Consider the following 23,798-nt stretch of genomic DNA (forward strand, 5'->3'; position numbering starts at 1 on the left):
GGCCCTGGACCGTCGTGTGGAGCCGATCAAAGCCATTGTCACTGGCTCCAGATCTTCTGTGCGCTGCGCTGCCAGGTGGTGAGGATGGAGCCGATCTCCTTGGGCTTGGCCAGGTAGTGCACGAGCGCCGTGTCGGCGGTCGGCTGGAGCGCGTCGCTGGAGTCCCGGTTGAAGAACTGCGTCACGTCGGTGGCGCTCTCGATGAGTTTGCGGCCCTTGAGGACGAGCGGCGTGCCGGCGTCCTTGGCGTCCGGGTGCGTGGGCAGCGCGGTGCCGGAGGAGTTCTTGAGGTACAGCTCCTGCGCCTCGGCGGAGGCCAGGTAGCGCAGCAGTTCCTTGACGCCGTCGGCGCGCTTGGTGCGGGCGCTGGCGAAGTAGCCGTCCGTGGGCGCCTCCTCGGCGACCGGCACCTTCGGGTCGATGATGGGGAACTGGAAGAAGTCCAGGTCGTCCAGGGCGTCCTTGGGTGCGGCGTCGGCGAAGAAGGTACCGATGAGCATCATGCCGGTGCGGCCCTGGAGGAGGGCGGTGGTGGCGTCCTGGAAGGGGATGGCCGTGCCGTTGGGGTCGAAGAACGGGCGGGCCTCGTCCCACTTGTCGAAGACCTTGCGCACCTCGGGGTCGTCGAAGCGGTGCTTGCCCGCCAGGAGTTCGCGGTGGTACGCGGCGCCGTTGACGCGGATGTCGAGGTAATCGAACCAGGTGGAGGCGACCCAGGGGGTGTCACCGCCGGCGCCGAGGCCGATCGGGGCGACGCCCTTGCTCTTGAGCTTGTCGCACAGGCCGAGGAACTCGTCCCAGGTCTTGGGCTCCTTGACGCCCCACTTGGCGAAGTTCGACTTCCGGTAGAACACGCCCCACCAGTAGTAGCTGGTGGGCACGAAGACCTTCTTGCCGCTGGAGGCCGAGGTGCACAGTTTCTTCAGCGCGTCGGAGTAGCCGGCGAGTTCGGGCTTCTCCCATACGTCGTCGAGACCGAGGAGCAGGTCCTTCTTCGCGTACGACTCGGCCACGGAGCCGGGGTACCAGGTGTAGGCGTCCGGCGGGTTGACCGACGTGAGGTAGGTCGGCAGCTGGGTGCGGAAGGTCTCGGACGCGACGGTGTTGAGCTGCGCCCCGGCGCCGCCGCGCTTGTCGAAGGCGGCGACGACCGCCTGCATCGCGGTCTTGGCCTGCGGGGAGGAGAGGTTGGACTGCAGGGTCACCGGGCCGCCGGACTTTCCTCCGGAGGCGGACGGGCTCTGGGTGACGCAGCTGCTGAGCAGCGCTCCGGCACCGACTGCGCCGGCTCCTACGAGGAATCTGCGGCGGTTGGCGTTGAAGGCGGTCATCTATGTACTCCCTAAGTGCCCACGGAACGGAGCTGAGGCCCCCTGACGGCCCGGCTCTGCCTGCAGCAGGCACAGCCTGTCGCAGGGGTCCGGGCATCGTCAAGATTAATTACTAATTTATTTCTCGGAGGGTGTGCCTCCGGACCGAAACAAGGCCCGGAGGCACATCGAAGCGAGCGCGCGGAGCTCAGAGCTCGGTCTGGTGGACGCGGCCGTCCACCCCGCGGTAGGCGGCCAGTACGCCGCCGTCCGGCCCGGCTACGGCACCGAGCGCGCCGTCGAAGGCACCGCTGACGAAGTCGGTGTCCTTGCTCCAGCCGGCCCAGTCGCCGTCGGCGGTCCAACTGCGCGTCCAGAGCGTGTAGTCGCCGGCCCGCGCGTACAGGTGGACGGTGCCGCCGGAGGCCACCAACGTCGGGCTGCCACTGGTCGTGCCGCCGAGGGCCGTCCAGTCCGACCAGGTGCCGGAGGTGTCGCGGGTACGTGACCACACCGAGTCGTCGGGGGTGCGCACGGCCACGTGCAGCCGTCCGGCGTCGTCGACGACGGCCGACGGTCGTCCGTAGAACGGCCGGCCCTGCGGAGCGCCGAGCGAGGTCCAGCCGGAGGCCGGGCCACGCGACCACACGTTGCCGTCCGCACCGCGCACGAACAGGGTCCAGTCGTCCGGTCCCGCGAAGGCCGCGGTCGGCGCGTCCGTCAGCGTCCCGCCGAGGTTCTGCCAGCGCCCCCAGTGCCCTTTCGCGTACACGCGCAGGTAGGCGGTGTCGTCGGCGCCGCGCACGAAGACGTCGATCCGTCCCCCGGCCGAGGCGTACGCCGCGGGCTGACCCAGGATGCGGCCGCGCGTCGGGCCACCCAGATCGGTGGTCCGGGACGTGGCCCAGTCACCACCGTGCGCGGTCTGCGCGCGCAGCGCGCCGTCCGTGCCGCGGGTGAAGACAGTGAGCGTGTCACCGTCGCGCACCAGGGCCGGGCTCGCCGACGAGCGCCCGGGAAGCTGCGTGCCGGGGGCCTCGTCGGTGCCGGTCAGCTTGAGGAAGGCCGTGCCGTGGGCGGGGACGCGCACCGTGTACGAGCCGGTGAAGGTGCCACGCGAGGCACGGGCCCGCAGGTCACGCACCGCGACCTTGCCCGCGAGGCCGGCGTCCGCGAAGGTCACCGTGCGGTCCTGCGCCCGATCGGAACGGTTGAGCAGGACGACCGCCCGCTTGCCCGCGCCCTGCAGCACCTTGCTGTAGACGTCCCCGACCGAGTCGGTCGCCACGCGGGCGCCCTGGATGCCCAGCGGGTCCTGGTCGACGGCGATGATCTCGGGGTTGCGCAGGGTGTCGATCATCGACTGCGCCAGGGTGCGCGGGTCACTGCCGAGCACGAGCGGCGAGGCCATCTCGGCCCACATCACGAACTGAGTGGTGGACTCCTCCTCCGTCAGCTCGTAGCCACCCTCGGCGAGCTTGCGCATCGGGATCAGGTAGTCCGGGTCGTTCCAGTGCCCGGGCCCCTGGGCCTCGGGATGCCAGGCGTTGGCATCCATGTTGCGCAGGATGTTCGGCCACTCCCCCGCGGTCGGAGTGCCCCAGGCGATGTCGGTGCCGGTGCGCCAGGAGTCGGCTGCCGTCGGACCGTAGACGAAGGTATTGTGCGCGTCCTGTTCCGGGGTGTGCGGCATGCCCCAGTCGTCGGTGAGCGGGTTGCACAGATTGAGCAGCATCTTCCGTCCGGACTTGGCGACGGCGTCGCTGAACTCCTTGAAGGCCGGGCCCGGATCCAGCCCCGCGCCGATGCCACACAGGAAGTCCACCTTGATGGCGTCGACCTTCCACCCGGCGAACTGGCGGGCGTCCTGCGCGTAGTGACCGCGACTGCCCAGGCCGCACCACTTCCCGCCGTCGTACTCACCCGCGTCGGTGTAGATGCCGACCTTGAGGCCCCGCTTGTGAAGGTACGTCACCAGCGCGGGGATGCCGGAGGGAAACCGGGTCGGGTTGGCCACGAGCCGGCCGGTCTGCGGATCGCGCGGCTGGTCAGCCTGCCAACCACCGTCCAGCCAGACAATGTTGTAACCGCTGTCGCGCAGCCCGCTGCTGACGAGGTGATCGGCGACCTTCCTGACCTGGTCCTCCGTCGGGGCGCCGAGCCCGTAGTAGGTGTTCCATCCCATGTACGGCGTGGAGGCGAGACCGCTGTCGTAGTACTGCGGCGCGCCCTGGTCGTCCGCGGCGTGTGCCGCCGGAACCGCCGACCCGACCAGCACCACGGCACCGAGCACCACCGCGGTCCGCCGCGGTCGTGCCATCCCTGCACGATGCGAAGCCACTGAATTCTCCCGAGAGTTGGGGGTACGGGGCACCCCGCTCCGGTCGTGCCTGGGCGTCGGTGCCACGGCGGAAACTGTGCCCAGGCCCCTCAGGCCTGTCAATATTAATTGCTAATTAACTTAAAAACGGGATCCCGCGGTGACGTAGGCACCGCCCCCGGACGGTTTCCGCAGGCCGCGGCGGTGCCCCACGCCCGGTTGATCGCCGGCGGGGTGGGCGGGCGCGGAATTGTTTGGAACCCTCACGCGCTGATGAAGCCAGAGGGCATGGGATGCCGCCGGTGGGCGAGCCGAGCAGCCCGAGTGACCGAGGCGACAGACATTGGAGGGGCCGACATGGCAGCGCAGACGCAGAGGGCCGTACTGGCGGGCGGATGCTTCTGGGGGATGGAGGACCTGATCCGGCGGCTCCCGGGCGTGACAGCGACCCGGGTCGGATACACCGGGGGTGACGTGCCGAACGCGACGTACCGCAACCACGGCACCCACGCGGAGGCCATTGAGATCCTCTTCGACCCCGAGAAGACCGACTTCCGCACGATCTTGGAGTTCTTCTTCCAGATCCACGACCCGAGCACCAAGAACCGTCAAGGCAACGACATCGGTCTCAGCTACCGCTCGGCGATCTACTACGTGGACGACGAGCAGAAGCGGATCGCGGAGGACACCATCGCGGACGTGGACGCCTCCGGACTGTGGCCGGGCAAGGTCGTCACCGAGGTCGAGCCGGTCGGCCCCTTCTGGGAGGCCGAGCCCGAGCACCAGGACTACCTGGAGCGTTACCCCGATGGCTACACCTGCCACTTCCCGCGTCCGGGATGGCGGCTGCCCGCCCGTACGGAGGGCTGACGGGGCGGAGGAGTGACGCTGAGAGCCGACCGTGTGAGGCGGCGGCCGGCTCATCCGGCGTGAGGAAGAACGGCGAGTGCGTCGGCGACCGGACCGGTCGCCGATGTCCGGGAAGCACGTCAAGGCATGGTGTGTCCTGGCGTTCCGGTCTGGTCGCCGGCCGGCCGTCTACCGACCACGTGGTCGGGGGCGTGCATGCTGGCGAGCAGACGCAGGCGTTCTTCGGAGGCGCTGCCCGGCTGCGCGTGGTAGGTGACCAGCGTCTGCCCGCCGGTGCCCGGGACCAGCAGCTTCTCGTAGTGCAGTTCCATAGGGCCGGCCTCGGGGTGACGAAGCAAGCTGGTGCCGGTCGTCTTGTGCTTGACGTCCTGCCGGGCCCAGAGCGTGCGGAAGCGCTCACTGCGCAGGGAGAGCTCTCCGACGATCTCGACGAGGCGCGGATCTTCGATGTCCGCGCCGACGACCGAGCGCAGGTACGGGACGACCCGGGCGGTCATGTCTTCCCAGTCCTGATGGAGTTCCCGCATCTCCGGCTCCAGGAACGCGGCCAGAATGCCGTTGCGCCCCGGCGCGTTGAACGGTGAGAGCGCGATGGCGAGGCTGTTGGCGGCCAGGACGTCCATGTATGTGCCGTGGATGTATGCAGGGGTGAGTGACCAGGAGTCGATGAGCGTGCGCAGGCCGTCACCGACCTGCTCCGGCCTTCGGGGCCGCTTGCGCCGCGGACTCTTGCGTGGGGCGATCTCCAGCAGGTACGTCGTCGCCTCCTCGTCCAGTCGCAGGGCGCGGGCGATGCTGCGCAGGACCTGCTCCGAGGGGTTTCTGTCGCGGCCCTGCTCCAAGCGGTTGTAGTAGTCGGAGCTGATGCCCGCGAGGAAGGCGACCTCCTCGCGGCGCATCCCCGGGACACGCCGGTTGCCCTGATCCCAGACCTCATCGGGCTGGACCAGTGCCCTGCGGGCGCGCAGATACCGGCCCAGTGGGTTCGCGTCTCCGGCGGCTGTCATGTTTCCAGCGTACGAACGCGCTCCGGGTTCATGGGTGGCCCTGCCAGTCCCAGTCTCACCCCGTCCTGGTTCGCCCCACAGCCTTCGGCGCAGTATGTCGGCGCAGTTCGAACGACCGGAGGAATGCATCACATGTCCCAGCTCTTCACGACCCTGTTCGGCCGCGACAGCACCGCCTCGGAGGTGATCGAAGGCGTCGACCTGTCAGGCAGGCGGGCGATCGTCACGGGCGCGGGCTCGGGCATCGGAGTCGAGACCGCCCGCGCTCTGGCGGCCGACGGCGCCGAGGTCACGCTCGCCGTCCGCCGTCCCCAAGCCGGCGAGCAGGTCGCGGCCGACCTGCGCAAGGCCACCGGGAACGACGCGATCCACGTCGCCCGTCTGGACGTGGCCGACCTGGAATCGGTGCGGGCGTTCACCGCCGGCTGGCAGGGTCCGCTGCACATCCTGATCAACAACGCCGGCATCATGATGCCTCCGGACCTCGAGCGGGGCATCGGCGGCCACGAGCAGCAGTTCGCCACCAACTACCTGGGCCACTTCGCCCTGGCCCTGGGGCTGCACCGGGCCCTCGCCGACGGCGACGGGGCGCGCCTGGTCTCGGTCTCCTCCAGCGGCCATCTCTTCTCTCCCATCGTCTTCGACGACATCGCCTTCCGCTTCCGCCCGTACGACGCGCTCGTCGCCTACGGCCAGTCCAAGACCGCCTCCATCCTCCTGGCCGTCGAGGCGCAGCGCCGCTGGTCGGGCGACGGCATCACGGCCAACTCCCTGCACCCCGGTGCGATCGCCACCAACCTCCAGCGGCACACCGGGGGCCTGCGGACCCCGGAGCCCTACCGCAAGACGATCGAGCAGGGCGCCGCGACCACCGTGTTCCTCGCCGCCTCCCCGCTCGTCGCAGGCATCGGCGGCCGCTACTTCGAAGACGTCAACGAGGCCCCTCTCGTCCACGCCCGGCCCACCCGGCTGGGCGTCCCCGGCGTGGCCCCCTACGCACTGGACCCGGCGAACGCCGAGCGCCTGTGGGAACTGGCGAGCGACATCGTCCGCTGACCGGCATCAAGCCCGATCAGGGTCGGTTTCATCGGTCCTGGTGACCGCGCCGGCCCCATGGCAGAAGCCTGGATGTTCTGGACAGCCACAGACCGCTCAGCGACACCGTCACACTGAGGGGCCCGGTCGGCGCGGGGCATGAGGAACATCCAGGAGGTGGTCCTCAGTCTGGCAGGGCAGGTCGGCCTGAACCTCCCCGCGCTGATCGTCGTGATCGACACCAGCAGCGGCGGCAGCGCTGCGCGATCAAGTGCCCGGAGGGCTCCCGTGACCTGCTGAGCGACCTGCGCCGTCTGGACCGGCAAGTCAGGGAAAACGAGGCCGAGATGCGTGACGCGTTCGCCGCGAGGCCCGTCGCGGCGTGGGTTCGGTCGCGGGGCGCCGCCCGCCGAATGGTTCAGCGGGCGGCGCGGACCACGGCCGTGGGTCGTGCGGGGAGAGGGGCCCGGACAGGGACGAGGCCGCGGCCGCTCGGGGAGGGATCAGGCGTTGCGGCAGGTCCAGGGCTGCCAGCCCCGGGCCTGGTAGAGACGGTAGGACGCGGCGATGTTCTGCGGGGCGTCCAGGGCACGCGACGTGGTGCCGAGGTAGGACTCCAGCGTCCCGCCGTTGTTGAACTGGAACACGCCGAAGTCGCGCGAGCCGTTGTTGTTGCGGCCGACGGCTATCTCATTGAGGCCGGACTCGCAGCGGGCGACGCGGATCGCCTTGGCTTCCAGGTTGTCGGGAAACGTCTGGCGGATCATCGCCTCGATCTGGGCGGCGGACCGGGTGTTCAGGTTCACCGATCCCGGATTGCCGAGACGGCTTTGGGTAGCCGGGCCCACGACACCGTCCACGGCCAGGTCGGCACGGCCCTGGAACGCCTCGACGGCGTTGCGGGTGGCCGGACCGAAGGAGCCGTCCACCGTGAGGTGGGCGCCGAGTTGGTCGAGTCTGGTCTGCAGCGCGGACACGCACGACCCGCTCGCGCCCTGGCTGAGTGTGGTCGAGCACAACGCCGACGTCGCCGCGGAGGCCTGCGCCGTGGGCAGCGCCGCGACGCCCGCCGCGGCCAGCAGGCAGACGGCGGCCGTACTCATGGCCGCACGGCGCAGGGTCGTGCGGGGACGGGTGGCCACGCGGTGGCCGGAAGTACTGCGGTTGCCGAACATGCGGGAATTCCTTGTTCGTTGGGGTGGGGGGCGACGAGTGCGGACGTTCAGCAGCCGCAGGTGTAGAAGAGGACGTCCCAGTGGGTGCTTTCGCGGGCGTAGATGTTTCCGGAGCCGGCCCGGTACTGCGGGGCGCCGTCGCCCGCCCGCCTGCCGATGTAGGTGAAGGTGCCGGTGATGTAGTTGCTCAGGCAGGCGTTCGGGTTGAAGTCGAGCTTGTAGCCGTTCCAGTGGCTGTACGTGCCGGAGGCGTGCCCGGTCTCCGTGCCTCCGGTGATGTTGAGCGCACAGCGGCTGGCGTTCTTCAGCGTGATGGCGCCCTGCACCGTCGAGAGGTTGATCTGCTCGAAGGACGTGCAGGTGGGGTTGTTGCGGTTGGTGCAGTTGCCGCTGGACGACCAGGTGATTCCCGCGCCCCGGAGACGGTTCGCGGCCTCCGCCTGGCCGAGCTTGGTCACGGCGGTCGGGGAGGCGGCGGCCGTCGGCGCGTCGGTTGCCGCCCAGGCGGAGCCGCCGGTGGCCGTGAGTGCGGTCGCGAGCACCGTGCCGGTCAGGGCGGCGCCCAGCTTGGTCTTCGTGTTCAAGTGCTTCTTCTCCTTGGCTGGTTGATGATGAGTCGGGCGGAGGCGTTCTCAGGTGACGAGCGCGCCCCAGGTACGGGCGTCCACGACGCCGTCGGCCGGCAGTGACGCGCCGGCCTGGAAGGAGGCCACCGCCGACCGGGTCGCGGGCCCGAAGGCACCGTCGATCCGCAGTCCGGCGCCGCGCGCCGCCAGTTGGCTCTGCACGGCGCGGACGGCCTCTCCGGAACCGCCCGTGGCGAGCGGCGCAACGAGCTGGTTCCAGGTCTGTTGTCCGGCGACACCGTCCACCCCGGCCTTGACGGCGTCCTGGAAGGCCCGGACGGCGTTGTCGGTGACGCTGCCGTAGCTCCCGTTGACGAGGAGCCCGGATCCGTGCTGACGAAGCAGGTACTGGAGGCTGCGCACGCGCTCCCCGGTGGCGCCCACGGTCAGCGTGGGCCAGACAGGGGCCACCGCGCTGCCGCCGATGCGGGCGGCGACGTCGGCCCGCAGGCGCGGCAGGCGGGCGTACAGCAGGTCGCCCGGGCAGTCGGTGTCGTTGAAGTCCCGGTGCCCGTAGATCTGGTACGCCCGCAGGCCGTACCGGGTGCAGAGGGTGGCGCACAGATCCACGAGGGACGCGTACAGCGCCGAGGGCGGCTGGGCGGTGTCGTACGTGCCCTCGTTCTCGATGCCGATGGCGACCGTGTTCTGTGCCGTGGTGTGCGCGCTCTCGACCGTGGCAGCGCCGCCGAGCAGCGTCTCCAGGCTGCGGTGCCGACCCTCCATCACGTGTCCGCCACGGCTGATGGTGAAGTGCTGGCCGGAGTCGATCCAGCCCCGGCCGAGATGCGAGTCCTGGATCGACCGGGCGAGCGCGAAGGCGTGCGCCTGCGAGCCGTCCTGGACGTTGGGGCTGTCCGTGTGATGCACGATCACCTTGTGCGGGCGCGCGGAGTGCACCGTGACCGGCCGGGAGGGCGGCCGGGCGCCCCAGCGGTCGCAGCCTGAGACCGGCGGCTCCGCCGCGGCCCTCGCCGGTCCGGCGTACCGCACGGCCGCTGTTGAGATCCCCGTACCCAGCACGACCGCGCCGCCCAATAACACCGCCCGTCGGCTCGTCCGCCCGTACGACCGCCCGCCGGAATGCAGGGAACTGCCCACCGTCCTTCGCCCTTTCGCCTCGTCGAGGCCGCCCGGGGCGGGCGACGGAAAAGGACGATGGCAGTCCCGGGCGGTGCGGACAATGATCTGCCGGACATCGGGACAGCGGGCTATTTCACCCCCGCCCACCTGCGGTGACGTGGTGGGCTGGGATGGCAGGTGGGCTGGGGGGAGCCGGGATTCGTCCGCTGCGGTTCGCGACGCCGGCTCGGGGGTCAGGGCGTGGCGCTCGGCTCCGGCTTCCCCTTCGGTCCCTTGGACGTGCCCGACTTCGACGCTCCCGCCTGGTAGGCCTTGTCGCACGACGGCCAGGCGCGGAAGTCGTGGGTACGGGCCCAGAGACGGTGGGCGGCCTGGATGTTCCATTCGGGGTCGAGCGCCTTGCGGGGCGTGCCGCCCAGCTCCCGCAGGGTGCCGTCGTACAGCTGGAACACCCCCCAGTTCCGGGTGCCGTTGGTGTTTCCCAGGCTGTACAGCGGGTCCAGGTTCGAGGCGCACTTGGCGATGCCGTCGGCGCGGTCCGCGTCCTCGGTGAACACCTCGCGGACCCGCCGGTCGACCCTCTCGGGCGACCACGGATGCGCCTTGACGCGGCCGGCGTAGAGAGCGCGTTTGGTCCCGTCGCCGACCACTCCGTCGGGCTCCAGCCCAGCGAGGAGCTGGAAGACGACGACGCGCATCTGCGTGAAGGGGCCGAAGGCACCGTCGACGTCGAGGTCGAGTCCGGCCTGCTTGAGCCGGAGTTGGAGCTCACGGACGCAGGTGTCCTGATGGCCCATGGCGACGAACCGGCACTTGGCCGACAGCAGCGGACGGTTCGGCGAGTCGTCGGCGCCGGCCGGACGCCCGCCGGTGAGCAGAACGGTGCCCGCCACCGCCGCGCCGACGACGAGCAAGCTACCGACGAGGACCGGCCATCGGCGCAGATACCGCAGCCGGAGACGGAACGGCACCCGCGCCGGCTCGGATCCCGGGGCGACGGAACTCGCCGGACCGGTCTTCAACCCGGCAGGCGAGACAGATGAGTTCACAGCTGATGCCGCCGACTCGGCTTCGGTGCCGGGCAACTTGACCGACATCTCCGCCAACTCGATGTCGGCGGTGACGGGAATCTGCGCCGGAATCGGAGTCGGCCCCGCAGCCGAGGAGGCACCCGAGGCCTGTTCGGCCCGTGGCGCCCCGCGTCTTCGGCCGGCGTCGACGAGCACCCAGAGCCGGTGCAGCTCCAGGAGTTCCAGGGCCGGCCCCGCATGCCTTGCCGAACCGGGCGATGGGATCGAAGTCGTTGGGCACGCCGACGCCCGAACAGTAGCGTTGCAAGGCGGAACCGCTCACCCCCGACCGGCGTGCCAGTGCCTCATAGCTGCAGTCCGCCCGGCTCTTGAGCGTCTGCAGCAGATTCGTGAACTCCCGCGCGTAGGGGGACCCGGCCGCCCGTAACTCCGACACGCACGTACCTCCACTGGTCGGCGCCATACCAAAGTGGAGTCCAACGGTGCACCAACCGGCCCGGTGCGTCCACCAGTTCGAGGGCTTACCTCCGGTAGGTCGAGCAGGTCACACCGTGCCGCTCTCCCACCACCAGGACTGCGCGCCGTAGGCGTACTCGACCCGGCTGTCCACGTGCTGCCAAGAGTGGGTGTAGGCCTCAAGGCCGGAGAGGCCGCACGTCTCGGCCAGGCGGTAGACGCTGCGGGTGGCGAGCCCGGCGACGATGGTGTCGGCGGCGACGCCGTACAGGTGCATGGAGTTGGGACGGCCTCCGACCGAGGCGTTGTGGGCCTTGCTGCGAAAGCCCGAGTCGATGGTGACGGCCCGGTCGCCGGCCTTCTTGCGCAGCGCTTCGAGCTTGTACATCAGGCGGCGGACGTTCTCCCGCACGGTCGCCGCGTCGACGTTCCCGCCGGAGAAGCCGGCCCCGTCCTTGCTCTGGAACTCCGCCCAGTCGAAGTGCGCGGTGGAACCGTCCGCGCCTCCCAGCGCGTTGAGCGCCGACTGCGTACGGGCGCCGACGACGCCGTCCGCCGTCAGGCCGTACGCCCTCTGGAATCGCTGCACCGCCGCCTCCGTCCCGGCGCCGAACGCCCCATCCACGGCCACGCAGGCGTGCTGGGCCGAGTCGGCGGCCCAGCCGGCGACCCGGATCTGCAACTCCCTGACGGCGGCACCGGACGCCCCGCGCCGCAGCCCAGCGGGCCACGAGTAGGCGGCGGCACGAGTGACGCCGACCAGCCCTGCCGCCGCGGCGAAGACGGCCATCGCGCCGGTGCCGCCCAGTCCGAGCACGGTTCGGCGGGTGACGGATCTGCTCATGTGGCACTCCTCATCGGTCGGTTCGTTCGGTGCATCGATGCGCCGATCGACCGCTCGACTCCCGTTGCCCGTCACTTGCGGTCGACCGGCGGACCAAGCCATTGTCGGAACGGCTGCCGCGAGGCGCACCGGGGACCGGAGAAGCGGGACAGGGGGATGCCGAACCGTCCCTCACCTGGGGTGGTGCAGCGGGGCGGGATGGGAGGAGGGATGCCGAGCGGGACTGGCGCCGCCTCCCAAGAGCAGCGGCAGACGAGCCGGGTGTACGCCGGGTATACCTGACACACCCAGGTGGACGTCGAGTCCGACGGGCACGGCCTTGTCGATCGTGACCAGGAACTTCTTGAACTCGATGGCCCGGTGGCGGCGGTGCAGTTCCGATATGACGCTGCCGTCGGCGATGTTGAAGGCGGCGAACGGGCTGGTGATGCCGTGCCGGTAGTAGTCGTGGGTACGGTGTTCGGGCATGCCCGGCATCATCGGGAGCACCGGCTGGGACCGGTCCAGCGCCTGGATCTGGGACTTCTCGTCCACGCGTGTCGGCACCGCCGGACGGGATCGCCCTCGGGCTGACCGTCAGCATCGGCGGCCTGGCCAGCCCTCCCATCGGCACCGTCGCGGACGTGACCTCCCTGCGTACCGCCCTGACACCACTCATCCTGATGCCCGCTCTGAGCCGGCTGCTGTTCCGCGCCCTGCCCGAACCCACCGCACCGAAGCCCATCGCGGCGACGCGGGCGAAGGTGATCACCGTCGAGGGCTGAAGGCGACGGACGGGGGTGTGCGGGTACCGCCGTCCGCGGCGGGTCCCTCGGCCGGTGACGGCAGCGACCCGCTCGGGCCGCCCGCCGACGGTGCCCCTCGTTCGTTCGCCCGGAGATCCAAGCGAAACCGCCTCCCCCGGCCTGCCATTGCCCCGCTCAGTCGGTGAGGCCCAGCGCACCCGCCGCCTGGATCGCCAGCCAGACCTCGGCCAGGGCTCCCGTCGACGTCAGGTCACGATCGGCGAGGGCGCCGAAGCGGCGCAGCCGGTAGGCGAGGGTGTTGGGGTGGATGTGCAGCGCCGCCGCAGCCGTCTCGGTACGGCGGTCGCGCTCCATCCAGGTGCGGGCGGAGACCAGTAGCTGCGAGTCATGTGCATCACCTTCCGCAACTACATAGACGGTGCGTTCGCGGACGCCTCGGACGGTCGCACGCTCGATGTGGTGGACCCCACCACTGGTGACGTCTACGCGACCTCCCCGCTCTCGGGGGCGGCCGACGTCGACGCGGCGATGGCGGCCACGGCCGCGGCGTTCCCCGTCTGGCGCGACACCACGCCGTCCGTGCGGCAGCGCGCGCTGTTGAAGATCGCCGACGCGATGGAGGCACGGGCCGACGAACTGGTCACCGCGGAGAGCCGGGACACCGGCAAGCCGCTCCACCTCACTCGCAGCGAGGAACTCGCCCCCGCCATCGACCAGGTCCGGTTCTTCGCGGGCGCGGCCCGCATGCTGGAGGGCCGCTCCGCCGGCGAGTACATGGAGGGGATGACCTCCCTCATCCGCCGCGAGCCGGTCGGTGTGTGCGCGCAGGTGGCGCCGTGGAACTACCCCCTGCTGATGGCGGTGTGGAAGTTCGCCCCGGCGCTCGCGGCGGGCAACGCGGTGGTCCTCAAGCCCTCGGACACGACCCCGGCCTCCACCGTGCTGATCGCCGAGATCATCGGCGGTGTCCTGGAGGAGCTGGCACTGCCCCGCGGAATCTTCAACGTGATCTGCGGCGACCGTGAGACCGGCCGCCTGATGGTGGAGCACCCGACCCCCGCGATGGCCTCCATCACGGGTTCGGTACGCGCCGGCATCCAGGTCGCCCAGAGCGCGGCCAAGGACGTCAAGCGGGTCCACCTGGAGCTCGGCGGCAAGGCCCCGGCGGTGATCTTCGAGGACGCCGACCTGGCGAAGGCGGTCGAGGACCTGGTGGTCGGCGGCTTCTTCAACGCCGGTCAGGACTGCACGGCCGCGACCCGCGTCCTGGTCCACGAGTCGGTCCACGACGAGTTCGTCGGCGCCCTCGCCAAGGCCGCGGCCGACACCAGGACCGGGCTGCCGGACGACGAGGACGTGCTGTACGGACCGCTGAACAACGCGGGCCAGCTCGCCCAGGTCAGCGGCTTCATCGAGCGCCTCCCCGAGCACGCCAGGATCGAAGCGGGCGGCCACCGGGTCGGCGAGCAGGGGTACTTCTACGCCCCGACCGTGGTCTCCGGGCTGAAGCAGGACGACGAGATCATCCAGAACGAGGTCTTCGGGCCGGTCATCACCGTCCAGTCCTTCACGGACGAGGCCCAGGCCGTGCGGTACGCCAACGGCGTCGACTACGCGCTGGCCTCTTCCGTGTGGACCAGGGACCACGCGCGGGCGATGCGGATGTCGAAGAACCTCGACTTCGGATGTGTGTGGATCAACACCCACATGGCCCTCGTCGCCGAGATGCCGCACGGCGGCTTCAAGAAGTCCGGCTACGGCAAGGACCTCTCCGCGTACGGCTTCGAGGACTACACCCGGATCAAGCACGTCATGACGTCGCTCTGACCTCCGGCTGACGTCCAGGCACTCTTCGGCCGCCCCGGGCCTGCCCCGGGGCGGCCGACGCGTCCCCACCACCCGCCGCACCACCCGCCCCATCCCCCGGCACCGGATCGGGCGACCGCGCAAGCCGGGGCCCCGTGCCGTCCTCGCGGGCCCGGCCCGGAGAATCCGCACAACAGCGCCACACGGACTGCACACAGGCTTTCGAAAGCCTCGTTAGCGTTGCTGGCTGCTCGACCTCACGTGTGAACGCGACCAGGCCCGGCGGGGCGATGGCATGTCAACTCAGGAAGACCGCAAATGGACTACTGCTCCTCGTGTCGGCGGCATCTCAATGGTGCCCTGGTATGTCCCGGATGCGGCGCCTACGCTCCGGACATCGCACCGGCCACTGCCGACCGTGGCGTCGCCCCGACGTGGGTGGGCATGGCGCCGACGGGCACGGCCGTGAGCGCATCGGTGCCGTGGGAGTACGCGGCCTCGGAGGCGTGGCACGACGGCCGTCCTGATGACGAGGCAGCGGTCGCGGCCGACCTGGAGGACGCCCCGCAGACCAACCCGTACGGCGACATCGAGGGCGCGACGCCCGCACCACAAGGGCGGGCCGCGCGGCGTCGCCAGATGGCCCGCTGGAAGAAGAACCAGCGCCGGGCCGTGGTCGCGACCGCCGTCGCGCTCGTCGGAGGCGGCCTGACCGTCGCCTCGATGGACCGGCACTCCGCCGCCCAAGCCCAGGCGGCGACAGCTCCTGACGTCGCGACCATGGGCACCGCGGACGAACAGGCGACCGAGCAGCCCGGCCCGTCGTCGACACAACCCGAAACCCACGTGTCTTCGCACACTCCCCCCGTGCAGTCGACCACGACCGAACTCGCACGCCGGCAGTCCGCCGGTGCCCCGTCCCACCTCACGCCGACGAGCGCTCAGCCGTTCGCCGCTGCCTCTCCTCATCCGACGGCGGCGTCCGCGTCGGCGACCCCGCATCCTCGGGCCGCCTCCCCGACCTCCGTCGGAACGGTGCCCGACCGCACCAGTACGTCGGCGCAGGTGCCGGCCGCGTCCGCCGGCACGGCGTCGGGACCACCGCAGGCGGCCCCCACGCCGACAGCGACTTCACCTTCACAGATCTGCCTGCTCCTGGTGTGCCTCGGCTGACCGCTCCGAATTGGACAGGTCGTCCACAACCGCACTGACGAGCTCGCCCACCATCGCCTTCGCCGACTGGAGCTTCTCCCGCTTACGGCCCGGCTCGCCGTAAATGCCCACGCCCATCTCGACCGCGTCCTCCGGCGGGTCCAACAGCGGCGAGCCCTTCGCCGGTGGCGTGCAGGCGGTGAGCGCCATGCCCATGGATCGGGTGACGTCGTTGACCTTCTCTCCGATCCGGGGATCTCGTCGAGGTCCGCACCCCGCTCGGCGGCGGAGCCGACGGCCTTCCTCTCGAAGGCCGCGACTTCGGGCTGACGGAACGCAAGAAATGCCAGGCCTGCAGCGGATGTTGCTCACATCATGACTCAAGGTCCCGCACCGCGCCCCCTGTCCGACGAAGCCCTCTCCCGCCTGCTCGGCAAGCAGCAGTTCGGCACCCTCGCCACGGTCAAGCGCACCGGCCATCCCCACCTGACCACCATGCTCTACAGCTGGGACGCCGAAGCCCGCATCCTGCGGTTCTCGACGACGGCCGACCGCGTCAAGGTCACGCACCTGCGGCGCGACCCGCATGCCGCGCTGCATGTGCACGGCGGCGACGTGTGGTCGTTCGCCGCCGCCGAGGGCACGGCCTCCGTCTCCGGGATCACGACGGTTCCCGGTGACGCGGTCGGGCGGGAACTCCTCGGGATGGTCCCCAAGGACTCGAAGCCGGCGGACGAAGCCGCGTTCCTGCGGCAGTTGATCGACGAGCGTCGGCTGGTCATCCGGTTGAAGGTGGACCGGTTGTACGGCACGGCGCTCGACATCAACGACTAGGGTCCGCCGGGAGGGCGCTGGTCACCGCCACGGAGCCGACCACGGACGGCCGCCGTCGGCCGGACGGGCGGCCAGTCCCTCCCTCGGCCGGAACAGGAAAGGCTCTCCCCCGGCCGTCCGCACCGCCCCGCCGCACTGCGTGAGCATCGCGGCGCGGGGCAAGCCGTGCGAGCCGCTCTGCGAACACGGCCTACGCGGACTCACGCAACCTGAGCTCCGCCCCCACCACCAGTTCGTCATGGCCGAGCGGATCCTCGCCGGTCAGCAGCCGCGCCGTCTGTTCCACGACGAGAGCGCCGAGCGCCCGCGTGTCCAGGGCCACGGTGGACAGCGGCGGCTCGACGAGCGCCCCCAGTTGGAGGCCGTCGAAGCCGATCACCGCGAGGTCGCGAGGAACCTCGCGTCCGAGCCGGCGCGCTCCGCGCAGCGCACCTATGGCGACGATGTCGTTGAAGGCGAACACGGCTGTCACGTCCGGGTGTTCGGCGAGCAGGTCCTTCAGCGCGCTCTCCCCGCCCTCCACGCTCTGGTCGGCGCGGCTCACCGGGCCGGCGTCGAGCCCGCAGGCGGCCATCGCGTCGGCGAACCAGGCGTGGCGGATGCTGGGCTCGGAGCGGCCCGCGTGGTCGAGCATGCCGATGCTTCGGTGTCCGGACTCGACGAGGTGCGCGATGGCCGCGCGGACGCCCTTCTCGCCGTCGATCCGGATGGAACTGAACCGTTCGGTACGGTGCTCCCGGTCGATGAGCACCACGGGCAGCCCGCGTGCCAGTTTGTCGATCTCGTCCTCGGGCTGGCTCAGATAGCCGACCACGGCGTCCACCTGGGAGGCGATCACCTGGAGTGTGCCGCGTTCCTCCTCGATGCGGTCACCCGTGTCGTACACGACGACATGCCAGCCACGGGACCGCGCCGCGTCCAGAGCTGCCGCGGCGACCTCGGTGAAGAACGGGTTGAGCAGGTCGGGGATCACCAGCCCCACGCTGATGGTGTCCTGTCGCACGAGCCCCCTGGCGAACCTGCTGGGGCGGTACCCCAGCGCGAGCGCCGCGTCGAGGACGCGCTGCTTGGTGGTGACGTCGATCTCGCCCTTGTCGTTGAGCGCCCGTGACACCGTCTGCCGGGACACTCCTGCGGTCCGGGCCACATCGTTGATCGTCACTCTGCGGGGTCCGGTCCCCGACGACGCCATCACTACCTCCGTACCTGTGTCGACGCAGGCGCGCCGTAGGGACACTGAGTATGCACCGGTCCGAAGCCATGGTGCGACCTTGTGCGCGGGTGCTCGACGATCACGGCCGTGGTGAGGCCTTCGTCGGTGGCGCCAGGCCATCACCGGTGGTCAGCGGCGTCATGTGGGCTCTCCTTAACCTGCCGGACCCATGGACGACTCGAGAGTCTTGACACTCGGCCGTGCCGCGGCGCAAACTCCGAATCACTTCATGCCACGCCTCCGTGAGCGCTCCCGTGAACGTTCACGTGAACGCTCACGAATCTTATCCCAACCAGAAGGCATCCCCGCCTGAGCTGTCAACGTCGACCCGCCTAGCGCCGCCGCTAGTCGTTCTCTGGAACGGAAAACATGAGCAAGACAGTCACGCGCACCCGTCTCGCCGCCGTCGCCACGGCAGCCACTCTCGTCGCCCTCGCCGGTTGCTCGTCGTCCGCTCCGTCGGACAAGGCGTCCGCGGCCTCCTGCACCCCCGCCAAGGGGAAGGTCACCCTCCAGTACTGGAACACCGTTCCGGGCATGGACAAGGTCGTGGACCTGTGGAACAAGAAGAACCCGGACATCCAGGTCCAGACGAAGAACATCTCCAACGACCAGTACGGCACCCTCGGCAACGCCCTCAAGGCGGGCAAGGCGCCGGACCTCGCTCAGGTGGGCTACGACGAGCTCCCCGCCCTGCGCACCCAGAACGCCTTCGTGGACGCCTCGGCGTGCTCGGCGGCCACCGCGGCCAAGTCGAAGTTCGTGCCGTGGACCTGGTCGCAGACCAGCTTCGGCGGCACGGGGGTCTTCGCGCTCCCGCAGGACACCGGTCCGATGGCCCTGTACGTGCGCAGTGACATCTTCAAGAAGTACGGCATCGCGATCCCCACGACCTGGGACGAGTACGCGGCGGCCGCGCAGAAGCTGCACAAGGCGGACCCCAGCCTCGACATCACGTTCTTCGACCCGAACAACGCCGAGTGGTTCAACGGGCTCCTCTGGCAGAACAGCGCCCAGATGTACAGCTACTCCGGCGACAAGTGGCACGTCACCGTCGCGTCGGACCAGAGCAAGCAGGTCGCCGACTACTGGCAGAGGCTGATCGCCGGCAAGCTGGTGCGCACCGACCTCGCCAACGGTTCGACGCAGATGTACGCCGCGTACCAGAAGGACCAGATCGCCAGCTACGTCGGTGCCGCCTGGGGCTACAGCATGTTCCGCGACAACCTGCCCAGGCAGTCCGGCAAGTGGTCGATCGTACCGATGCCGACGTGGGGCGCGAACGGCGCCTCCGGTGACTGGGGCGGCTCGACCGTCGCGTTCATGAAGGGGAGCACGCACCTCTACGAGTCGGTCAAGTTCAACACCTGGCTGAACTCCGACCCGGAGGCGCTGGCACTGGAGAACCAGTTGGGCGGCCTCTACCCGGCGGCCGACGCGGGGCTCAAGCTGCCCGCGCTGTCGAAGGGTGTGCCGTACTACAACAACGAGAAGATCTTCGACGTCTTCGCCGACTCCTCCAGGAAGATCGACACCAACTTCGCCTGGGGCCCCACCCAGAAGACGGTGAACCTGGCACTCCAGGACGCGATGGCCAAGGCCGCGGCCGGTGACGGCACGCTGACCGACGCGCTCTCGGCCGCCCAGGCCGCCGCCCTGAAGTCGATGAAGGCCCAGGCGATCCCGGCCACGGCGGGCAAGTGACCTCGGAATGACCCACATCGCACCCCGCGCGGTGACGTCAGGTGGCCGCCGCCGTCCAGGCGGCGGCGGCCCCCGGGCGGGCACCGTCATCGCGTTCCTCACCCCGTTCTTCCTGCCGTTCGTGCTGTTCTACCTGGTGCCCGTCGGCTACGCGCTCTGGCAGAGCTTCCGCGTCGTGCGCCGCACCGGAGGCCAGTACGGGACCTCGTACACGACGTTCGGTGGATTCGACCAGTACACGCAGGTGTTCCAGAACAGCGAGTTCTGGAACAGCATCGGCCGCATCGGACTGTTCGGCATCGTGCAGGTGCCCGTCATGCTGTTCGTCGCGCTGGTCATGGCGTTGCTGCTCGACACACCCCTGCTGAAGCTCAAGGCGTTCTTCCGCATCACCGCGTTCATGCCGTACGCCGTGCCCGGCGTCATCGCCGCGATCATGTGGTCGTACCTGTACTCGCCGCAACTCAGCCCCGTCGTCGACCTGTTCCAGCGCATCGGTCTGCACCCCGACTTCCTCGGTCCGGGCGCCGTGCTGTGGTCGGCGGCGAACGTCTCCACCTGGCTCTGGACCGGCTACAACATGCTGATCATGTACTCGGCGCTCCAGTCGATCCCGCAGGAGCTCTACGAGGCCGCCAAGATCGACGGCGCGACCAACTGGACGATCGCGTGGCGGATCAAGGTCCCGATCATCGCGCCGTCGATCGTCCTGACGACGGTGTTCTCGATCATCGGCACACTCCAGCTCTACGCCGAGCCGGCCGTGCTGCGCCAGATCTCCTCGAACATCTCCAGCACGTTCACCCCGAACATGCTGGCGTACGCGGTGGCCTCCGGGAACAACTACCAGCAGGCCGCGGCCATTTCGGTGGTCATCGCCGTCATCACCTTCGTCTTGAGCTTCGGGTTCATGCGACTCACCTCGAAGAAGGCGGGACTGTGAGCAACCCCTCCACGATCCGCGAGAGCCGGGGCAGCCGTACGGCCGTCATGGCCCTGATGTTCCTCCTGGCCGTCTACTTCCTGTTGCCGGTCTACTTCCTGGTCGTCGCGGCGACGAAGCCTCAGGGTGAGCTCGCCACCACCAACGGGCTGGCGTTCTCGCACTTCAACCTGTTCGAGAACCTGCGCATCCTGTTCACCCGCAGCGACGGCGTCTTCGGGCGGTGGGCCGTCAACACCGTCATCTACGCGGTGCTGGGCGCGGCCGTGGGCACCCTGATCTCGGCCCTGTGCGGCTACGCGCTGGCCAAGTTCCGCTTCCGAGGCAGGGAGTTCCTCTTCTCCGTCGTGCTCGGCGGTGTCCTCGTCCCGACCACCGCGCTGGCCCTGCCGCTGTTCCTGCTCTTCTCGGCGACCGGGATCGTCAACACCTACCTCGCGGTGTTCCTGCCCAGCATCGTCAGCCCGTTCGGTGTCTACCTGGCGCGCATCTTCGCCAACGCCGCCGTCCCGCAGGAGCTGATCGAGTCGGCGCGGCTGGACGGCGCGGGCGAGTTCCGTACGTTCTTCTCGGTGTCGTCCAGGCTGATGACGCCGGCCCTGGTGACCATCTTCCTGTTCCAGTTCGTGGCCATCTGGAACAACTTCTTCCTGCCGATGGTGATGCTCCAGAAGGAGTCACTGTTCCCGATCACGCTCGGCCTGTACGAGTGGAACGGCCAGACCGCCCGGGCCCCGCTGCTCCAGGAGTCCGTGATCACCGGCTCGCTGGTGTCGATCGTGCCCGTGATCATCGTGTTCATCCTCCTCCAGCGGTTCTGGCGCACCGGGCTCGCCGCCGGTTCCCTCAAGTGACCGCTCTCCCCCGCACGTCCGCACAGAAGGTCCCCCTCGCCATGCAGAACTCCGCCGTCTTCGTGCCCCATTTCCACTGGGACCGGGAGTGGTACGAGCCGTTCCAGGTGTTCCGGCACCGGCTCGTCACCGCCCTGGACACCGTGCTGGAGACAGCTGAGGCGAACCCCGACTTCCGGTTCACCGTCGACGGGCAGATGGCCGCGGTCGAGGACTACCTGGAGATGCGGCCGGAGAACCGCGACCGCCTCGTGGCGCTGGTGCGCGAGGGCCGGCTCGCCATCGGACCGTGGCTGATCCTGCTCGACGAGTTCCTCTGCTCGGGTGAGACGATCGTGCGCAACCTCCGGATGGGCTGGGACGCGGCGGAGCGACTGGGCGGTGCGATGCCCGTCGGGTATCTGCCGGACATGTTCGGCCACATCGCGCAGATGCCGCAGATCCTCGCCCGCGCCGGGATCGAGCACGCGGCGCTGTGGCGCGGTGTGCCCGGCTCCGTCGACGGCCACGCCTTCCGCTGGCGCGCGCCGGACGGCTCCGAGGTGCGCACCGAGTTCCTCTTCGACGGCTACGACAACGGTCTCGACGTCCTGCTCGTGCCCGACCGGATCGGCCGCGCGCTCGACGACTACGCGCGGATGACGGCCGAGCGATGGGGCGGCGACCCGGTGCTCGCGATGGCCGGCACCGACCACAACGCGCCCGACCCGCGGCTCGCGGACTGGCTGCGGCGTGCTTCCGGCGAGGAGCGCGCCATCACGATCGCGACCCTCGACGAGTACATCCGCGCGCACGTGCGGGACGAGGTGTCCGCCGTCGTCACCGGCGAGCTGCGCAGCCACGTCCGCGGCAACATCCTGCCCGGCGTACTCTCCGTCCGGCTCGGGCTCAAGCAGCGGATGGCCGTCGCCGAACGCACCGTCGACCACGCCGAGCGCGCGAACGCCCTGTGGTCCCGGCGGGACGACACGCCGTTCCTGTCACTCGCCTGGCACAAGATCATCGAGTCGACGGCGCACGACTCGGTCGTCGGCTCGGGTACCGACGAGACCTGCGACCAGGTCGACGCCCGCCTGGCCGAGGCCGCGCAGACCGCGCGTGCCGTGCGGGACGCCGCGCTCGCCGAGCCCGCCGCCCGGGTGCCGAGCGACGCTCATCTCGTCGCCAACCCGCTGCCGTTCGCCCGTACGGCGCTGGTCGAGGTGGACGTGGTGGCGCCACCTGCGGGAGCCGGTCTTGTCGCGACCGCCGCCGACGGCTCCACGCGCTCCGTGCAGCTGATCTCGCAGGATCCGACCGTGCTCAGCGACGAGCGTATGGACGCCTCCCGGCTCGAACGCGTCCTGCGCCGTATCCACCGCCGGGAGCTGTTCGGCCGGCTGATCGACCACTACGAACTCACCCCGAACTCGCTCGTCTTCCACCTCGCCGAGGTGCCCACCAGCGGACCGTTCGACCTGCTGATCCTGCGCCGCGAGGTCGCCGAGGCGGCCGCCGCGCACCCGGGCGAGTGGCGGGTGCTGACGCTGGAGGAGGCGCGGGCGACCGCGCTGGTGCCGGTGCACGTGCCGGCCTCCGGGCTGGCGAGTTTCCGGGTCGCGCCGAGCGAGCGGCCGGCCGCCCCGTCGGCCACCCTCGCGGATGCCACGGCGACGCCTCGCGGAGTGTCCAACGGCCTGGTCGACGTCGAGGTCGCCGCCGACGGCACCCTGACCGTGACCGGCGCCGACGGCACCGTCCTGAGCGGCGTCGGCCGCCTCGTCGACGGCGGTGACCGCGGCGACAGCTACAACTACGCGCCCCCGGCACGGGACGTACTCGTGTCGGAGCCGGTGGAGACGACCGTCGACGTCCTCGAAGAGGGTCCGCTGCGCTCCCGGCTGCGGATCACCCGCGTCTACGCGTGGCCCGCCGCGCTGTGCGACGACCGCGATCTGCGCGCCGAGCGGACCGTGGCGACTCCGGTGGACACGCTCGTGGAGGTGCGCGCGGGCGAGCCGTTCGTCCGGGTCTCCACGTCGTTCCTGAACCAGTCCGCCGACCACCGGCTGCGTTTCCACGTGCCGCTGCCGGAGCCGGTGACCGTCTCCGCGTCCGCCGGTCAGTTCGCCGTGACCGAGCGCGGGCTCACCGCCGAGGGCGGCTGGGGCGAGTATCCGCTCCCGACCTTCCCGGCGAGCTCGTTCGTGTCGGCCGGACCGGCGACCGTGCTGCTCGACCACTCCAGCGAGTACGAACTCGTCGGCGACGGCACGGAACTGGCCGTCACCCTGCTGCGCGCGATCGGCTCGATCAGCGTCAACATCCATCCCCTGCGCGACGAGCCCGCGGCGAGCGAGATCGCCGCGCCGGGTGCGCAGGACCTCGGCATGCGGATCGCGAACCGCTTCGCCGTGCTGCCCTCCTCGACCGGCTGGCAGGGGGCCGACGCGGTCGCCCTCGCCGAGGAGTTCCGGGGCGACGTGCTCGTCACCCGTGGCACCGCGCCCGGCGGAGGCGACCTGCCGGACGACGCGACCGGGCTCCGGGTCGACGGCAGGGACGTCCTCGTCTCCAGTGTCCGCCGCGTCACCGACGAGGAGCGCGGGTCCGGAACCGAGGTGCGGCTGGCCGCGATGAGCGACACCGGCTCGGTCGTCCGGGTGACGGGTTCGTTCACCGAGGCGACGGCGGTCGACCTGCTCGGAAGACCGCTCTCCGCGGAAGCGGAACCGTCCGGCGACGGCCTCGAACTCGCCCTCGGCCCCTGGGAGATCCGCACCGTGGTCCTCCGCTAGCCCTCGAAGAAT

The 23,798-nt window shown here is 70.2% G+C and carries 21 protein-coding genes and 2 pseudogenes; 10 read left to right on the plus strand and 13 right to left on the minus strand.

Annotated features, from left to right (window positions below; genetic code table 11):
• Positions 1 to 38: 38 nt before the first annotated feature.
• Positions 39 to 1,331 carry an ABC transporter substrate-binding protein gene (locus tag AAFF41_RS03485; protein ID WP_343323434.1) on the minus strand — a complete coding sequence of 431 codons (1,293 nt, stop codon included), beginning with the start codon at positions 1,329 to 1,331 and terminating at the stop codon, positions 39 to 41.
• Between the two features lie 187 nt (positions 1,332 to 1,518).
• Complete coding sequence (locus AAFF41_RS03490; RefSeq protein ID WP_319753092.1) at positions 1,519 to 3,630, minus strand: DUF8189 domain-containing protein; 2,112 nt, start codon at positions 3,628 to 3,630, stop codon at positions 1,519 to 1,521.
• A 357-nt stretch (positions 3,631 to 3,987) separates the two neighbouring features.
• Here AAFF41_RS03490 and msrA point away from each other — a divergent pair, with 357 nt between their 5' ends.
• Complete coding sequence (gene msrA / locus AAFF41_RS03495) at positions 3,988 to 4,500, plus strand: peptide-methionine (S)-S-oxide reductase MsrA (protein WP_319753093.1); 513 nt, start codon at positions 3,988 to 3,990, stop codon at positions 4,498 to 4,500.
• Positions 4,501 to 4,619: 119 nt separating this feature from the next.
• Here the strand turns inward: msrA and AAFF41_RS03500 are convergent, their stop codons facing one another.
• Positions 4,620 to 5,507, minus strand: coding sequence for a helix-turn-helix domain-containing protein (locus AAFF41_RS03500; RefSeq protein WP_319753094.1), 888 nt, complete (start codon positions 5,505 to 5,507; stop codon positions 4,620 to 4,622).
• A gap of 132 nt (positions 5,508 to 5,639) precedes the next feature.
• Between AAFF41_RS03500 and AAFF41_RS03505 the strand changes: the two genes are divergently transcribed.
• Complete coding sequence (locus AAFF41_RS03505; protein WP_319753095.1) at positions 5,640 to 6,563, plus strand: SDR family NAD(P)-dependent oxidoreductase; 924 nt, start codon at positions 5,640 to 5,642, stop codon at positions 6,561 to 6,563.
• Between the two features lie 482 nt (positions 6,564 to 7,045).
• Here the strand turns inward: AAFF41_RS03505 and AAFF41_RS03510 are convergent, their stop codons facing one another.
• The 7 genes and pseudogenes from AAFF41_RS03510 to AAFF41_RS03535 form a co-directional block, all read right to left on the minus strand.
• On the minus strand, positions 7,046 to 7,717 hold the full coding sequence (locus AAFF41_RS03510; protein WP_319753096.1) for a peptidoglycan-binding protein: 672 nt from the start codon (positions 7,715 to 7,717) through the stop codon (positions 7,046 to 7,048).
• Positions 7,718 to 7,764: 47 nt separating this feature from the next.
• A complete protein-coding gene (locus tag AAFF41_RS03515; protein WP_319753097.1) occupies positions 7,765 to 8,301 on the minus strand; it encodes a hypothetical protein in 537 nt (178 codons plus the stop codon).
• 48 nt (positions 8,302 to 8,349) lie between these two features.
• Positions 8,350 to 9,444, minus strand: coding sequence for a peptidoglycan recognition protein family protein (locus AAFF41_RS03520; RefSeq protein WP_415926021.1), 1,095 nt, complete (start codon positions 9,442 to 9,444; stop codon positions 8,350 to 8,352).
• Between the two features lie 215 nt (positions 9,445 to 9,659).
• Positions 9,660 to 10,397 (minus strand): peptidoglycan-binding domain-containing protein, encoded by a 738-nt coding sequence (locus tag AAFF41_RS03525; RefSeq protein WP_343326242.1) that lies wholly within the window; start codon positions 10,395 to 10,397, stop codon positions 9,660 to 9,662.
• Positions 10,342 to 10,920: a helix-turn-helix domain-containing protein gene (locus AAFF41_RS51435; protein ID WP_425526098.1), complete on the minus strand. Its 579-nt coding sequence runs from the start codon at positions 10,918 to 10,920 to the stop codon at positions 10,342 to 10,344. The genes AAFF41_RS03525 and AAFF41_RS51435 overlap by 56 nt, the downstream gene beginning before the upstream one ends.
• An 81-nt stretch (positions 10,921 to 11,001) precedes the next feature.
• The gene (locus AAFF41_RS03530; RefSeq protein ID WP_319753100.1) at positions 11,002 to 11,757 is read right to left on the minus strand and encodes a D-Ala-D-Ala carboxypeptidase family metallohydrolase; all 756 of its coding nucleotides are present in this window, start codon (positions 11,755 to 11,757) and stop codon (positions 11,002 to 11,004) included.
• Positions 11,758 to 12,045: 288 nt separating this feature from the next.
• Positions 12,046 to 12,306 (minus strand): annotated as a pseudogene (locus AAFF41_RS03535) (IS630 family transposase); the annotation flags it as partial.
• Here AAFF41_RS03535 and AAFF41_RS03540 point away from each other — a divergent pair.
• Positions 12,278 to 12,521: pseudogene (locus AAFF41_RS03540) on the plus strand (MFS transporter); the annotation flags it as partial. The pseudogenes AAFF41_RS03535 and AAFF41_RS03540 sit on opposite strands and share 29 nt — an antisense overlap.
• Before the next feature lie 156 nt (positions 12,522 to 12,677).
• Here AAFF41_RS03540 and AAFF41_RS03545 read toward each other — a convergent pair.
• Positions 12,678 to 12,959: a helix-turn-helix domain-containing protein gene (locus tag AAFF41_RS03545; RefSeq protein WP_343326243.1), complete on the minus strand. Its 282-nt coding sequence runs from the start codon at positions 12,957 to 12,959 to the stop codon at positions 12,678 to 12,680.
• On the opposite strand from AAFF41_RS03545, the gene AAFF41_RS03550 reads away from it, so the two are divergent.
• Both AAFF41_RS03550 and AAFF41_RS03555 read left to right on the plus strand, forming a co-directional pair.
• Positions 12,891 to 14,330 carry a gamma-aminobutyraldehyde dehydrogenase gene (locus AAFF41_RS03550; protein WP_343323435.1) on the plus strand — a complete coding sequence of 480 codons (1,440 nt, stop codon included), beginning with the start codon at positions 12,891 to 12,893 and terminating at the stop codon, positions 14,328 to 14,330. The genes AAFF41_RS03545 and AAFF41_RS03550 overlap by 69 nt on opposite strands.
• 297 nt (positions 14,331 to 14,627) lie before the next feature.
• Entirely contained in the window at positions 14,628 to 15,482 is an 855-nt protein-coding gene (locus tag AAFF41_RS03555; protein WP_425526099.1) for an SCO2400 family protein, read from the plus strand.
• On the opposite strand, the gene AAFF41_RS03560 is transcribed toward AAFF41_RS03555, so the two are convergent.
• Positions 15,447 to 15,941 carry a dihydroxyacetone kinase subunit DhaK gene (locus tag AAFF41_RS03560; protein ID WP_319753103.1) on the minus strand — a complete coding sequence of 165 codons (495 nt, stop codon included), beginning with the start codon at positions 15,939 to 15,941 and terminating at the stop codon, positions 15,447 to 15,449. The two genes, AAFF41_RS03555 and AAFF41_RS03560, sit on opposite strands and share 36 nt — an antisense overlap.
• Here AAFF41_RS03560 and AAFF41_RS03565 point away from each other — a divergent pair.
• Positions 15,837 to 16,295 carry a pyridoxamine 5'-phosphate oxidase family protein gene (locus AAFF41_RS03565; RefSeq protein WP_343323436.1) on the plus strand — a complete coding sequence of 153 codons (459 nt, stop codon included), beginning with the start codon at positions 15,837 to 15,839 and terminating at the stop codon, positions 16,293 to 16,295. The genes AAFF41_RS03560 and AAFF41_RS03565 overlap by 105 nt on opposite strands.
• Before the next feature lie 190 nt (positions 16,296 to 16,485).
• Here the strand turns inward: AAFF41_RS03565 and AAFF41_RS03570 are convergent, their stop codons facing one another.
• Positions 16,486 to 17,487, minus strand: coding sequence for a LacI family DNA-binding transcriptional regulator (locus AAFF41_RS03570; RefSeq protein ID WP_319753105.1), 1,002 nt, complete (start codon positions 17,485 to 17,487; stop codon positions 16,486 to 16,488).
• 390 nt (positions 17,488 to 17,877) lie between these two features.
• Here AAFF41_RS03570 and AAFF41_RS03575 point away from each other — a divergent pair, with 390 nt between their 5' ends.
• Genes AAFF41_RS03575 through AAFF41_RS03590 form a run of 4 tightly spaced genes read left to right on the plus strand, consistent with a single transcriptional unit; the run spans position 17,878 to position 23,786 of the window.
• Entirely contained in the window at positions 17,878 to 19,212 is a 1,335-nt protein-coding gene (locus AAFF41_RS03575) for an ABC transporter substrate-binding protein (protein ID WP_319753106.1), read from the plus strand.
• 7 nt (positions 19,213 to 19,219) lie between these two features.
• Positions 19,220 to 20,155, plus strand: a complete 936-nt coding sequence (locus tag AAFF41_RS03580) for a carbohydrate ABC transporter permease (protein ID WP_054235781.1) — start codon at positions 19,220 to 19,222, stop codon at positions 20,153 to 20,155.
• Between the two features lie 47 nt (positions 20,156 to 20,202).
• Positions 20,203 to 21,009, plus strand: a complete 807-nt coding sequence (locus AAFF41_RS03585) for a carbohydrate ABC transporter permease (RefSeq protein WP_240361450.1) — start codon at positions 20,203 to 20,205, stop codon at positions 21,007 to 21,009.
• Positions 21,006 to 23,786, plus strand: coding sequence for a glycoside hydrolase family 38 N-terminal domain-containing protein (locus AAFF41_RS03590; protein ID WP_487007377.1), 2,781 nt, complete (start codon positions 21,006 to 21,008; stop codon positions 23,784 to 23,786). Before AAFF41_RS03585 ends, AAFF41_RS03590 begins: the two co-directional genes overlap by 4 nt.
• Positions 23,787 to 23,798: the final 12 nt, after the last annotated feature.

It is taken from the genome of Streptomyces mirabilis, assembly GCF_039503195.1.
GTDB classification, from domain to species: Bacteria; Actinomycetota; Actinomycetes; order Streptomycetales; family Streptomycetaceae; genus Streptomyces; species Streptomyces mirabilis_D.